The organism is Cytobacillus solani, from assembly GCF_006704205.1.
Classification (GTDB): domain Bacteria; phylum Bacillota; class Bacilli; order Bacillales; family Cytobacillaceae; genus Cytobacillus; species Cytobacillus solani.
On the sequence record NZ_CP041305.1, the window covers coordinates 1,567,976 to 1,580,970 of the forward strand.

A 12,995-nucleotide genomic window follows, 5' to 3' on the forward strand; every position below is an offset into this window, starting at 1 on the left:
TTCTCTCCTGCTATATAATGAGGTTTTCTTTCATTATCTTTTAACTCTACTTACTTGTGAATATCTGTCAGTCATCAAACGATTCCGATATAGCTTATTTTCTCAATAAGAAATAAGCAAAATTAACTCCTGACAAAGGAAGCTAATATAGTTACCTAATAAATGAATAAAACTAGGAATAACCGTTTCTTCTAATAGGTTTTTCCTTTTAAGTGCTGAATGAGTACGTTGTACAATTCCAGTGTTTTGCACTTGTTTTTCTATTGCCTTCCCAGCCCATATTCTCTAGTTCTTCTGCTATTAATCGATTAAAAAATCCATGTCCAACTAAAACGACTGAATGATGTTCTTCTGCATACTTCACTAATTGAATGGCTGCCCGTTCGGCTCTCTGTCTAGCATTCGCTAAAGACTCACACTGTCTTGCATAGCCACTATACCATAAGCACCTTAAGAAAATGGCCCAGCTATTTGGACTAAATTTTACTCTCCATTTACTTGATAGAACAGGTAATTCTGCTTCGCGAAACAAGGAATCAGAAATGACTCTTTTCTGTTGATGTAATAGACTTGCAGAATCAATCGACCTTTTTAGATCACTCGTAACTAGCAGGTTCGCTGCTGCTACCTTTTCAAGCGTTCTCTCTGGGTAATTATTCTCTTTAAAAACCCCACTGGTATCATACTTTTTGACCCAGTCCTGAAATTCTTGACTTGTTAATCGGTTGTTTTCTATCTGCTTTGATTTTCCATGCCTGATTAATGAAATTTCCATCATATACTCCTGTTATTTTTTATAAGGGGATCTATTTACTGTTTCTATTATATTTCAAATCATCCTTTTTTTATTGCGTATGAATGTGAAAAAGGGACAGAGTCCTTCTGTCCCCGTCCCTACTCCTTATCTCATTTCGTCAGCTGATACTTTTATTTCTAGCTCTTCTATAACCTCAGGAGCTTTTTCCTGAAGATATCTAACAAATAACTTATCTTTAGGTAAATCAAGAAACAATTCTTCTACTATATAAGTGTTATTACCGAGATACTCGCGTTTCATTTCAACGCCATGATGCCAATTGCCTTCTGCGCTTTTTAACACAAGTGGTGAGAAATTTTGATAAAAGGCAAAACTGCTTTTATATTCATACTTAATCACTGCTGAATTATCTTCTTGCTTAATATCAGTAATTTTCATTGTACCCCTTTCACCTAGATTGAGCAGCTGGTTCTTCGCTTCAGGTAGTTCAACTAACCGCTCCTGAATAACTAAATCTTCATTACTCTTATTTTTAAATAATTGGATCTTCAATTCTTCTACTTCTTTGTCCAGTGGTTCGAATAACAAAGTGGCTTCTCTTAATGAATACCAACGGTTATCTTGTTTAATTTGGGTACCACCCCACCCTCCAGAGCTAGAATTAGAAACCTCTTTAATCACTCTGTCTTCTTGGTCAAGCAGGCGGATAGTCAACCAATCATCTTCTAGTTTGTTCTGATATGGTTCTTTATGTTGTAGTTTAATAGCCGTCGAGATAGGACTTAAGGTTATTTGTTTTAATGTAAGTTCTTCTCCCTCATAGCTTGCTTTTTTAGTAAAAGCAACCTTCTTAATTTCAGGTGTCTTCTTAATTGGAATCTTGAAAATAAATTTAAAATTCTGTTCCTGCCTATTATTAATAGTACCCTTGTATAAAAAATCAGCCTTAAATTCATCCGGCATATCCGATACTGCATACGTAAACATTGAGTAGCCAATCACCTCATGCTCAGAAACTTGCGTGAACTGATTACTTGAAGTACGACCGCCTATTAACCTGCCAACATTAGGGAAATGCAAATTAATATCATATGAACTAAAATTCTTAATCGGTTCTTCTGACTTAATCGAATAACTAATTGATAACCTCATCCCATCATAAACCGCTTCCTGAATTTCCATACTGATGCCATTTTCACTCTGTTGCTGCTGGATATTTTGTTTATCCTTAGTAGCAGCCCCTTTAAGACCTCCATCACCCAAGAATTGAAAGATCGATTCAAAGAAAGGTAGTTTAACTAAAGCCAATACTGGGTTAGTTGGCATATAGATGGCTGCACCTACCATCATTAGTACGATAACTGCCGGTAATAATACCTTTTTCTTTTTTCCAATAACACTTCGGCGGTCTCTTTTCTCTTTGAGCTTAGCATATACTTGCAGCTGATCTTCTCGATTAAATTCTACCTCTTCAAAGAGTTCACTGCTTTGTATTTTTTTATCGTGGTTCAAATATCCTCCCATTCGTATCCCTCCTCTTCTAATAATTTCTTAAGCCGCTCTCTTCCCCGTGTCAGCCTTGTTTTGACTGTATTCGCAGAAATCTTTAGAATTGCAGATATTTCTTCTACCGAAAAATCCTTATAGTAATATAGAAAAATAATTTCTTTATACTTAGGACTTAAAGATAGAACGATCTTTTTCACTCGAGTTTCCCGGTCCTTATACAGTAAATTTACTTCAGGATTTAATTCTGTATGCTCCTCTTTTTCCAGCTTGGCAAATGAAAAAATTCTTCTGAAATAACTGCTTTTCAAATAATCTTTACATTGGTTTATCGTAATTCTGTATAGCCATGTTTTTACAGATGATTCTCCTTTGAACTTATGAAGATTCTGATAACAGCTAATAAAAACCATTTGCACGATATCCTTTGCTTGTGTAGCGTCCTTCACATAAGAGAAAGCAAGTGAGGTTAATTCTGTGCCATACTCTGTCATTAACCCCTCTATAACAGCATCTATCGTTTTTTCCTTTGTAAGTGCATAATATGATTCACTTTTCTCTTCTATATACAAGACTATCCCCCCTTTATAGAATTCGTACTTAGACGATGTACCACTCAGTCTGGTTTCATTTTTACAAAAAAAAAGATCCGTACAGATTAGCACGTACCTTCTAATTGTTATGGTACTAAATTCTACTCAGATTCTATCGTAAAACGAACTTGCATCTATACACTACTGCATCAGTTCGGGCAGGGACGGGGAACCTTAGTCTCTCTTTTTAACTTCATTTATTAATATAGGAATGATTAAATATAAAGCATACGCAAAGGACATCCATACCGTAAATGCGATAATCTGCGAATGGCTTAATTCAGGAAAAATAATTTGGTGGTAAGCTATGGAGAATGTGTCTAATGATAGACCTATGATTGTACCAATAATTCCAAATTTAATGGCTGCGTTTTTTGATCGATCAAAAAAAAGGTATAGAGAAGTAACAGCAAACAATAATACCCCTGTGCCAGCAATTAATATAAGTGTACTAATGACAAATGAAGCTGTGCCAGGACTAAAGAGAACTTGTTTCCCAAATAGAACAAAAAACAAAGTGGCTAAGAACCATACGATCACTCCCCATAATACAGTTAAAAAGTGCCCCTTCATTTATCTATTATCCTCCTCTGCATGCATACTGGTAAATCCTTCAAATAAATATTCTAGCTCCTCATAAACCTTATCAACTGAGAATTTTCTGTTCAAAAGGGCCTGAATCGCCAATCCGTCTGCGATGGCATTAAATAATATTCCCCATGTATCAACGGAGACTCCATCTACTGGCGATTTGCTCCATACCTTTTTAAGATTTTCAGATAAAGCCATATTTTCATTTATCAAAATATCTCCAAGATGATCTTTTATTTTTGGATTATTAAATCCCGCAACCATTAATGAAAAAAATAATTTATGAAAAAATGAATCCTCTCTACAACGACTTTTTGCTGATTGTAATGATTGTTTAATTATCCCTTCATTAACCTGTGATATTTCTTCCCAGGAACTCTCACAAATATCTTGTACAATATCTACTAATATTTGCTCCTTCGTTCTAAAGTGATAATAAACCGTCCCTTGAGTCACGCCTGCTTTTTCTGCAACTGCTCTTAAAGTAAACTTTTCTATCCCACTATCAACTAAACATTGCTTTGCAAAATGGATTAATTCTCCTTTATTAATTACATTCGGCTTAGCCATTTTATCACCTCTTATTAGTTATTCAACTAACTAACTTAATCTACTTTTAATAATATACATAAAATTCTTGCCATTCAACCTTAAAAACATGCTAAACCGCAATATTTGATGCAGACCACAAAACTTTAAAAACTAAGCAGTAACTTTTATTGAAGGGTTTTATTGGAAAAGGGAGAATACTTAAGCATTGACTTTAAACAATTTACGGAAAGAGGGAAATAGAGTGGGAAAAGTGATTGGATTTGAACTAAATAGCCAGGAACCCGAAAAAGCTGCAAAGTTTTATTCTACTGTCTTTGGCTGGGAGATCGCAGAGCCTCATTGGGATTATCGGGAAGTATCAACAGGTAAGGATGCTCAGAATGGAATGAATGGCGGGATTGCAAAAGGTCCGCATGATTATCCTCACGGCACACGCATACAAATTGAAGTGGATTCAATTAATACAGCTATATCTAATGCTAAAAATAACGGAGCTATCATTGTACGAGACAAAATGGAATTTGACCATTTTTATCTTGCTTATTTAGTTGATCCAACCGGGCTTGGGTTCGCCCTTATTCAAAAAAAATAAACGAGGTAACTGCATCCCCTTCTACTTCTTAAGACTTAGTTGAACTTACTTCTTCAGCATCTATTTGATTTTTTAAAGATCCTTTATGCTTTAAGTATTCGTTTTTTAAACTTGGAGTGAGAGTGATGACTGAAATCTTATTGAGTCTTATAGAAAGTTGGGGAATTGCAGGTGTTCTTCTTTCCTTGTTTATTGAAGGAAGTGCGTTCCCCTTTATCGGTACATTCTTTATTGTAACCATTGGCTTTATCATTGATTTAACATGGTTTGAAATTGGCTGTATTTCGCTGCTAGGAAGCTTTTTGTATGCAATTGGCAGCTATATACCCTATTATATTGGCTATAAACTTGGCAACTCCGTTGAAAACAGATTAAGTGCAGCAAAGAAAGAAAGTTTAGCAAGAGCAAAAGCATCTTTCAGCAAGTATGGCGTATGGAGTGTTGCTATTTCAAGTCCTCTTCATTTAGGAAATATTGTTCCTTTCCTAGCTGGCATGTCTAATATGAAACTTCATCTATATACTTTACTCACTATGATTGGAATCGCTCCTACTACCTTTCTGTTTTTAAGCATCGGACAATTTTACAAAGGTGATACCGAATCAATTATAAAAATGGTTACAAATTATCAGACATTCCTGCTGTTAGGGTTGATCATTGTTACCATTCTATTTATTAGTTGGAAGTCATATGGTCATCGTCAGCATAAGAAAGCTGAAAATTTATAACGAAAGAGTGTGGTTTAAATGTTTCATGTTAAAGATGTTATAGCCGATCAGCTATTAGCAAATGCAAATGATCCTAGCTGGTATCTTCCATTTACTGACTCAGTTGAACATTTAACAGAAAAAGAAGCTTTTTGGAAGCCTAACAAGGATTGTCATAGTATCGCTGAAATTGTACAGCATTTACTTTATTGGAATGAAACATGGCAAACGAGATACAAAGAATCAAATGTCAAAGCTGTTTCGCCATTAGATAATAATAATGAAAGCTTCATTATCCCGGATAATCAAAGTTTTCAGAACCTAAAAGAACGCTTACTGCTTATCCTTTTACAGTGGCAGGATCTTCTAACAGCTGAAAAAGTAGAAAGTGATGTATACGGATTCCCTGAAAAAGTGAAATGGTGGGAGGTACTTGGGAATGCAACTACCCATAATGCCTATCATATTGGTCAAATCATTTATATTCGAAAGCTACAACAAAGCTGGGATGCTAAAAATATTAGTAATGACTAATTGATAATAAACAAAAAGCCCAATTTCGCAATAAAACTCTGTGAAATTGGGCATTAATTATTCAATATTCCTATGCAATTATTAATGATACTTTTTCAAAAAACATTAATCCTATTCCTTTTTATCAATAGTAAGACCGCCGAGCTTATTAGAAATTCATTTGAGAATTATATTTCTTTCTTTTTGGGCTTAAATAAAGGTAGCTGCAAACCAAATTACTAAACCAAGAACACCAAAATAAACAATAATAAAAACGGGATTATTGAAATGCCTCCATTTATATATCCCCTGCTATTGCAATTTCTCCATATATAACCTATGAAAAATATAGCATATATTAGAACATTGATAATCAAAAATAGAGATCCAGACTGTTAAACCATATCTGTATACTTTTCTAGAATAAACAACAAAGGATTACTAACTTTCCAAAAAGACATGTTAGTTAATCCTTATAAATAGTATAAATATTTTTCGTCCAAAACCGCATAGCTCTACGACACTGTGCTTCTTCAAATATAAAATTGACTCCGCAGGTAGGACTCGAACCTACGACCGATCGGTTAACAGCCGATAGCTCTACCACTGAGCTACTGCGGAATAATAAATCATTTATGGTGGGCCTAAATGGACTCGAACCATCGACCTCACGCTTATCAGGCGTGCGCTCTAACCAGCTGAGCTATAGGCCCATTATATTATAAATAATGGAGCGGGTGAAGGGAATCGAACCCTCGACAACAGCTTGGAAGGCTGTGGTTTTACCACTAAACTACACCCGCATATTAAAATTGGAGGCAGCAACCGGATTTGAACCGGTGATAAAGGTTTTGCAGACCTCTGCCTTACCACTTGGCTATGCCGCCTTAAAAAATAATGGCTGGGCTAGCTGGATTCGAACCAACGCATGTCGCAGTCAAAGTGCGATGCCTTACCGCTTGGCTATAGCCCATTGAAATTTCATCATCAATTACATCATTGAAAAAACTACATGATCTAACCAATTCTACATAAATTACACAAATGGGGCGGCTGATGGGAATCGAACCCACGAATGTCGGAACCACAATCCGATGCGTTAACCACTTCGCCACAACCGCCATATTTAGAATGAAAATGGTGGCTCAGGACGGAATCGAACCGCCGACACAAGGATTTTCAGTCCTTTGCTCTACCGACTGAGCTACTGAGCCAAATACAAAAAAATGGCGGTCCGGACGGGACTCGAACCCGCGACCTCCTGCGTGACAGGCAGGCATTCTAACCAACTGAACTACCGGACCATATTGCGGGGACAGGATTTGAACCTGCGACCTTCGGGTTATGAGCCCGACGAGCTACCGAACTGCTCCACCCCGCGATAGTAATATTATAAATTTTTAATTATGCAATTATCTTACAGTTAAAATAACCGCCCCGATTTCGGGAAGATTATTCAAGCAGCAGCTCAATCGGTGCGCTGAAGTAATTCCTTCGAAGCGTTTTCGATCGTGCTCCACCCCGCGATAGTAATATTAAATTAAATGGAGGAGGAAAGGGGATTCGAACCCCTGCGCGGTTTGACCCGCCTGTCGGTTTTCAAGACCGATCCCTTCAGCCGGACTTGGGTATTCCTCCATATTAAATAAGTAGCGGCAGAGGGGATCGAACCCCCGACCTCACGGGTATGAACCGTACGCTCTAGCCAGCTGAGCTACGCCGCCAAAATATTATGTTAATAATCTATATGGTGGAGCCTAGCGGGATCGAACCGCTGACCTCCTGCGTGCAAGGCAGGCGCTCTCCCAGCTGAGCTAAGGCCCCATAAAATAAAAAGAAAAACAAAATACGCGAACTATCGGCATTCAATTGGGAAATACCGGTATAAAAATTATGGTGGAGGATGACGGGATCGAACCGCCGACCCTCTGCTTGTAAGGCAGATGCTCTCCCAGCTGAGCTAATCCTCCAAAATGGTGACCCCTACGGGATTCGAACCCGTGTTACCGCCGTGAAAGGGCGGTGTCTTAACCGCTTGACCAAGGGGCCCATATTAAATTAGACGAAAAAAATAGCCCAACATTAGGGCCTAGCCTGGCGGCGTCCTACTCTCACAAGGGGACAGCCCCTAACTACCATTGGCGCTGAGAAGCTTAACTGCCGTGTTCGGGATGGGAACGGGTGTGACCTTCTCGCTATCGCCACCAGACTATTTTTAGTTAAAGGATTATTCCTTCAAAACTAGATAACAGACAGACATCATGTATTTCATTTTGGTTAAGTCCTCGACCGATTAGTATTTGTCAGCTCCACGTGTCACCACGCTTCCACCTCAAACCTATCAACCTGATCATCTTTCAGGGGTCTTACTAGCTTGACGCTATGGGAAATCTCATCTCGAGGGGGGCTTCATGCTTAGATGCTTTCAGCACTTATCCCTTCCGCACATAGCTACCCAGCGATGCTCTTGGCAGAACAACTGGTACACCAGCGGTGCGTCCATCCCGGTCCTCTCGTACTAAGGACAGCTCCTCTCAAATTTCCTGCGCCCACGACGGATAGGGACCGAACTGTCTCACGACGTTCTGAACCCAGCTCGCGTACCGCTTTAATGGGCGAACAGCCCAACCCTTGGGACCGACTACAGCCCCAGGATGCGATGAGCCGACATCGAGGTGCCAAACCTCCCCGTCGATGTGGACTCTTGGGGGAGATAAGCCTGTTATCCCCGGGGTAGCTTTTATCCGTTGAGCGATGGCCCTTCCATGCGGAACCACCGGATCACTAAGCCCGACTTTCGTCCCTGCTCGACTTGTAGGTCTCGCAGTCAAGCTCCCTTATGCCTTTACACTCTTCGAATGATTTCCAACCATTCTGAGGGAACCTTTGGGCGCCTCCGTTACTTTTTAGGAGGCGACCGCCCCAGTCAAACTGCCCACCTGACACTGTCTCCTGCCCCGATCAGGGGCATGGGTTAGAATTTCAATACAGCCAGGGTAGTATCCCACCGATGCCTCCACCGAAGCTGGCGCTCCGGCTTCCAAGGCTCCTACCTATCCTGTACAAGCTGTACCGAAATTCAATATCAGGCTACAGTAAAGCTCCACGGGGTCTTTCCGTCCTGTCGCGGGTAACCTGCATCTTCACAGGTACTATAATTTCACCGAGTCTCTCGTTGAGACAGTGCCCAGATCGTTACGCCTTTCGTGCGGGTCGGAACTTACCCGACAAGGAATTTCGCTACCTTAGGACCGTTATAGTTACGGCCGCCGTTTACTGGGGCTTCAATTCAGAGCTTCGCGTAAGCTAACCCCTCCTCTTAACCTTCCAGCACCGGGCAGGCGTCAGCCCCTATACTTCGCCTTGCGGCTTCGCAGAGACCTGTGTTTTTGCTAAACAGTCGCCTGGGCCTATTCACTGCGGCTTTTCAGGGCTATTCACCCTAAAAAGCACCCCTTCTCCCGAAGTTACGGGGTCATTTTGCCGAGTTCCTTAACGAGAGTTCTCTCGCTCACCTTAGGATTCTCTCCTCGCCTACCTGTGTCGGTTTGCGGTACGGGCACCTTATCCTCACTAGAGGCTTTTCTTGGCAGTGTGGAATCAGGAACTTCGGTACTATATTTCCCTCGCTGTCACAGCTCAGCCTTCACGCAAACGGGATTTTCCTCGCTTGCAGCCTAACTGCTTAGACGCACATATCCAGCAGTGCGCTTACCCTATCCTCCTGCGTCCCCCCATTGCTCAAACGGAGTTTGGTGGTACAGGAATATCAACCTGTTGTCCATCGCCTACGCTTTTCAGCCTCGGCTTAGGTCCCGACTAACCCTGAGCGGACGAGCCTTCCTCAGGAAACCTTAGGCATTCGGTGGATGGGATTCTCACCCATCTTTCGCTACTCATACCGGCATTCTCACTTCTAAGCGCTCCACCAGTCCTTGCGGTCTAGCTTCAACGCCCTTAGAACGCTCTCCTACCACGGACATCGTAGATGTCCATCCACAGCTTCGGTGATACGTTTAGCCCCGGTACATTTTCGGCGCAGAGTCACTCGACCAGTGAGCTATTACGCACTCTTTAAATGGTGGCTGCTTCTAAGCCAACATCCTGGTTGTCTAAGCAACTCCACATCCTTTTCCACTTAACGTATACTTTGGGACCTTAGCTGGTGGTCTGGGCTGTTTCCCTCTTGACTACGGATCTTATCACTCGCAGTCTGACTCCCATGGATAAGTCTTTGGCATTCGGAGTTTGTCTGAATTCGGTAACCCGATGGGGGCCCCTAGTCCAAACAGTGCTCTACCTCCAAGACTCTTTCTACATGAGGCTAGCCCTAAAGCTATTTCGGAGAGAACCAGCTATCTCCAAGTTCGATTGGAATTTCTCCGCTACCCACACCTCATCCCCGCACTTTTCAACGTGCGTGGGTTCGGTCCTCCATTCAGTGTTACCTGAACTTCAACCTGGACATGGGTAGATCACCTGGTTTCGGGTCTACGACCACATACTCATTCGCCCTATTCAGACTCGCTTTCGCTGCGGCTCCGTCTATTCAACTTAACCTTGCATGTAATCGTAACTCGCCGGTTCATTCTACAAAAGGCACGCTATCACCCATAAACGGGCTCTAACTACTTGTAGGCACACGGTTTCAGGATCTCTTTCACTCCCCTTCCGGGGTGCTTTTCACCTTTCCCTCACGGTACTGGTTCACTATCGGTCACTAGGGAGTATTTAGCCTTGGGAGATGGTCCTCCCTGCTTCCGACGGGATTTCTCGTGTCCCGCCGTACTCAGGATCCACTCTGGAGGGAACGAAGTTTCAACTACAGGGCTTTTACCTTCTCTGGCCGGCCTTTCCAGACCTGTTCATTTACCTCGCTCCTTTGTAACTCCGTGTAGAGTGTCCTACAACCCCAAGAGGCAAGCCTCTTGGTTTGGGCTAATCCCGTTTCGCTCGCCGCTACTCAGGGAATCGCGTTTGCTTTCTCTTCCTCCGGGTACTTAGATGTTTCAGTTCCCCGGGTCTGCCTTCAATACCCTATGTATTCAGGTAAAGATTCTATCCCATTACGGATAGAGGGTTCCCCCATTCGGAAATCTCCGGATCAAAGCTTACTTACAGCTCCCCGAAGCATATCGGTGTTAGTCCCGTCCTTCATCGGCTCCTAGTGCCTAGGCATTCACCGTGCGCCCTTTCTAACTTAACCTAGTTCGGTCAACGATAAGCTTCACATCTCTTCGTCATCTTCGTTCGTCAGCATCCTCACGTACACACTACGTACGTTCCGGTGCTTCCTCGCTCGATTCCTCGACCTGTTCGCTTCTCATTTCCCTCACGGTTCACAATCTTATAAATAAGAAAGAAAACCTAAGTTTGTTTAAAAAAGAACTTACTTTTATGATGTCTTGTCAATTTGTTATCTAGTTTTCAAGGAACAAGTTTTGAGAGTTAGTTCTCTCAAAACTAAACAAAGCAAGAAACGTCTTTTAATGAAGATAGACTTCATTTCATCCTTAGAAAGGAGGTGATCCAGCCGCACCTTCCGATACGGCTACCTTGTTACGACTTCACCCCAATCATCTGTCCCACCTTAGGCGGCTGGCTCCTTGCGGTTACCCCACCGACTTCGGGTGTTACAAACTCTCGTGGTGTGACGGGCGGTGTGTACAAGGCCCGGGAACGTATTCACCGCGGCATGCTGATCCGCGATTACTAGCGATTCCGGCTTCATGCAGGCGAGTTGCAGCCTGCAATCCGAACTGAGAATGGTTTTATGGGATTGGCTAAACCTCGCGGTCTTGCAGCCCTTTGTACCATCCATTGTAGCACGTGTGTAGCCCAGGTCATAAGGGGCATGATGATTTGACGTCATCCCCACCTTCCTCCGGTTTGTCACCGGCAGTCACCTTAGAGTGCCCAACTGAATGCTGGCAACTAAGATCAAGGGTTGCGCTCGTTGCGGGACTTAACCCAACATCTCACGACACGAGCTGACGACAACCATGCACCACCTGTCACTCTGTCCCCCGAAGGGGAACGTCCTATCTCTAGGATTGTCAGAGGATGTCAAGACCTGGTAAGGTTCTTCGCGTTGCTTCGAATTAAACCACATGCTCCACCGCTTGTGCGGGCCCCCGTCAATTCCTTTGAGTTTCAGCCTTGCGGCCGTACTCCCCAGGCGGAGTGCTTAATGCGTTTGCTGCAGCACTAAAGGGCGGAAACCCTCTAACACTTAGCACTCATCGTTTACGGCGTGGACTACCAGGGTATCTAATCCTGTTCGCTCCCCACGCTTTCGCGCCTCAGTGTCAGTTACAGACCAGAAAGTCGCCTTCGCCACTGGTGTTCCTCCAAATCTCTACGCATTTCACCGCTACACTTGGAATTCCACTTTCCTCTTCTGCACTCAAGTCTCCCAGTTTCCAATGACCCTCCCCGGTTGAGCCGGGGGCTTTCACATCAGACTTAAGAAACCACCTGCGCGCGCTTTACGCCCAATAATTCCGGACAACGCTTGCCACCTACGTATTACCGCGGCTGCTGGCACGTAGTTAGCCGTGGCTTTCTGGTTAGGTACCGTCAAGGTACCGCCCTATTCGAACGGTACTTGTTCTTCCCTAACAACAGAGTTTTACGATCCGAAAACCTTCATCACTCACGCGGCGTTGCTCCGTCAGACTTTCGTCCATTGCGGAAGATTCCCTACTGCTGCCTCCCGTAGGAGTCTGGGCCGTGTCTCAGTCCCAGTGTGGCCGATCACCCTCTCAGGTCGGCTACGCATCGTCGCCTTGGTGAGCCGTTACCTCACCAACAAGCTAATGCGCCGCGGGCCCATCTGTAAGTGATAGCCGAAGCCATCTTTCAGCTTTTCTACATGAGTAGAAAAGGATTATCCGGTATTAGCTCCGGTTTCCCGAAGTTATCCCAGTCTTACAGGCAGGTTGCCCACGTGTTACTCACCCGTCCGCCGCTAACCTTTGGGAGCAAGCTCCCTCAGATTCGCTCGACTTGCATGTATTAGGCACGCCGCCAGCGTTCGTCCTGAGCCAGGATCAAACTCTCCAATAAAGAGTAAGATTAGCTCTTAAGTTTTAAAACTTGAATTTACGTTGACGTTTTGCTTTGTTTAGTTTTCAAAGAACTATTTTGTGACAGAATTTTATTATATCATACTGTCGAAATGT

Annotated in this window: 8 protein-coding genes, 14 tRNA genes and 3 rRNA genes; 3 read left to right on the forward strand and 22 right to left on the reverse strand. The window is 42.9% G+C overall.

Translation table 11 applies throughout. The features are described 5' to 3' along the window. Window positions 1–208 precede the first annotated feature (208 nt). The 5 genes from FI644_RS08040 to FI644_RS08060 all read right to left on the reverse strand — a co-directional run bounded on the left by FI644_RS08040 (window position 209) and on the right by FI644_RS08060 (window position 4,017). Window positions 209–778 (reverse strand): histidine phosphatase family protein, encoded by a 570-nt coding sequence (locus FI644_RS08040; protein WP_246067039.1) that lies wholly within the window; start codon window positions 776–778, stop codon window positions 209–211. A gap of 123 nt (window positions 779–901) precedes the next feature. Next, the gene (locus tag FI644_RS08045) at window positions 902–2,281 is read right to left on the reverse strand and encodes a DUF4179 domain-containing protein (protein ID WP_142108214.1); all 1,380 of its coding nucleotides are present in this window, start codon (window positions 2,279–2,281) and stop codon (window positions 902–904) included. Beyond that, window positions 2,266–2,835 carry a sigma-70 family RNA polymerase sigma factor gene (locus FI644_RS08050; protein ID WP_053477959.1) on the reverse strand — a complete coding sequence of 190 codons (570 nt, stop codon included), beginning with the start codon at window positions 2,833–2,835 and terminating at the stop codon, window positions 2,266–2,268. The genes FI644_RS08045 and FI644_RS08050 overlap by 16 nt, the downstream gene beginning before the upstream one ends. A gap of 195 nt (window positions 2,836–3,030) precedes the next feature. Beyond that, entirely contained in the window at window positions 3,031–3,429 is a 399-nt protein-coding gene (locus tag FI644_RS08055) for a DUF5367 family protein (RefSeq protein ID WP_142108215.1), read from the reverse strand. Further along, window positions 3,430–4,017, reverse strand: coding sequence for a TetR/AcrR family transcriptional regulator (locus FI644_RS08060; protein ID WP_142108216.1), 588 nt, complete (start codon window positions 4,015–4,017; stop codon window positions 3,430–3,432). 223 nt (window positions 4,018–4,240) lie between these two features. On the opposite strand from FI644_RS08060, the gene FI644_RS08065 reads away from it, so the two are divergent. The 3 genes from FI644_RS08065 (at window position 4,241) to FI644_RS08075 (ending at window position 5,832) form a co-directional block, all read left to right on the forward strand. Continuing rightward, a complete protein-coding gene (locus FI644_RS08065) occupies window positions 4,241–4,591 on the forward strand; it encodes a VOC family protein (protein WP_053477956.1) in 351 nt (116 codons plus the stop codon). Between the two features lie 125 nt (window positions 4,592–4,716). Next, complete coding sequence (locus FI644_RS08070; protein ID WP_142108217.1) at window positions 4,717–5,319, forward strand: DedA family protein; 603 nt, start codon at window positions 4,717–4,719, stop codon at window positions 5,317–5,319. Between the two features lie 18 nt (window positions 5,320–5,337). After that, window positions 5,338–5,832: a DinB family protein gene (locus FI644_RS08075; protein WP_142108218.1), complete on the forward strand. Its 495-nt coding sequence runs from the start codon at window positions 5,338–5,340 to the stop codon at window positions 5,830–5,832. A 528-nt stretch (window positions 5,833–6,360) separates the two neighbouring features. Here the strand turns inward: FI644_RS08075 and FI644_RS08080 are convergent. The 17 genes from FI644_RS08080 to FI644_RS08160 form a co-directional block, all read right to left on the reverse strand. Beyond that, window positions 6,361–6,432, reverse strand: a tRNA-Asn gene (locus FI644_RS08080). Window positions 6,433–6,447: 15 nt separating this feature from the next. Then, a tRNA-Ile gene (locus FI644_RS08085) sits at window positions 6,448–6,524 on the reverse strand. A 16-nt stretch (window positions 6,525–6,540) separates the two neighbouring features. Beyond that, window positions 6,541–6,614, reverse strand: a tRNA-Gly gene (locus FI644_RS08090). Between the two features lie 10 nt (window positions 6,615–6,624). Further along, window positions 6,625–6,698: transfer RNA gene (locus FI644_RS08095), tRNA-Cys, on the reverse strand. 11 nt (window positions 6,699–6,709) lie between these two features. After that, window positions 6,710–6,784: transfer RNA gene (locus tag FI644_RS08100), tRNA-Gln, on the reverse strand. Between the two features lie 72 nt (window positions 6,785–6,856). Next, window positions 6,857–6,932, reverse strand: a tRNA-His gene (locus FI644_RS08105). Between the two features lie 17 nt (window positions 6,933–6,949). Then, window positions 6,950–7,025, reverse strand: a tRNA-Phe gene (locus FI644_RS08110). Window positions 7,026–7,038: 13 nt separating this feature from the next. Further along, a tRNA-Asp gene (locus FI644_RS08115) sits at window positions 7,039–7,115 on the reverse strand. A 3-nt stretch (window positions 7,116–7,118) separates the two neighbouring features. Continuing rightward, window positions 7,119–7,192: transfer RNA gene (locus FI644_RS08120), tRNA-Met, on the reverse strand. Window positions 7,193–7,356: 164 nt separating this feature from the next. Beyond that, window positions 7,357–7,449, reverse strand: a tRNA-Ser gene (locus tag FI644_RS08125). Between the two features lie 12 nt (window positions 7,450–7,461). Next, a tRNA-Met gene (locus tag FI644_RS08130) sits at window positions 7,462–7,535 on the reverse strand. A gap of 24 nt (window positions 7,536–7,559) precedes the next feature. After that, window positions 7,560–7,635, reverse strand: a tRNA-Ala gene (locus tag FI644_RS08135). Between the two features lie 70 nt (window positions 7,636–7,705). Then, window positions 7,706–7,781 (reverse strand) — tRNA-Val (locus tag FI644_RS08140). Window positions 7,782–7,785: 4 nt separating this feature from the next. Then, window positions 7,786–7,860: transfer RNA gene (locus FI644_RS08145), tRNA-Glu, on the reverse strand. A 43-nt stretch (window positions 7,861–7,903) separates the two neighbouring features. Beyond that, window positions 7,904–8,020 (reverse strand): 5S ribosomal RNA (gene rrf / locus FI644_RS08150). 64 nt (window positions 8,021–8,084) lie between these two features. Beyond that, window positions 8,085–11,017, reverse strand: a 23S ribosomal RNA gene (locus FI644_RS08155). Between the two features lie 311 nt (window positions 11,018–11,328). Continuing rightward, window positions 11,329–12,879, reverse strand: a 16S ribosomal RNA gene (locus FI644_RS08160). Together the 16S, 23S and 5S rRNA genes with 14 tRNA genes alongside form the textbook arrangement of a ribosomal RNA operon. Between the last annotated feature and the right edge of the window lie 116 nt (window positions 12,880–12,995).

Bases quoted from the DNA above. Each gene is read 5' to 3' on its own strand.
- FI644_RS08040 (WP_246067039.1), bottom strand. From the start codon at position 778: ATGATGGAAATTTCATTAATCAGGCATGGAAAATCAAAGCAGATAGAA.
- FI644_RS08045 (WP_142108214.1), bottom strand. From the start codon at position 2,281: ATGGGAGGATATTTGAACCACGATAAAAAAATACAAAGCAGTGAACTC.
- FI644_RS08055 (WP_142108215.1), bottom strand. From the start codon at position 3,429: ATGAAGGGGCACTTTTTAACTGTATTATGGGGAGTGATCGTATGGTTC.
- FI644_RS08060 (WP_142108216.1), bottom strand. From the start codon at position 4,017: ATGGCTAAGCCGAATGTAATTAATAAAGGAGAATTAATCCATTTTGCA.
- FI644_RS08070 (WP_142108217.1), top strand. From the start codon at position 4,717: ATGACTGAAATCTTATTGAGTCTTATAGAAAGTTGGGGAATTGCAGGT.
- FI644_RS08075 (WP_142108218.1), top strand. From the start codon at position 5,338: ATGTTTCATGTTAAAGATGTTATAGCCGATCAGCTATTAGCAAATGCA.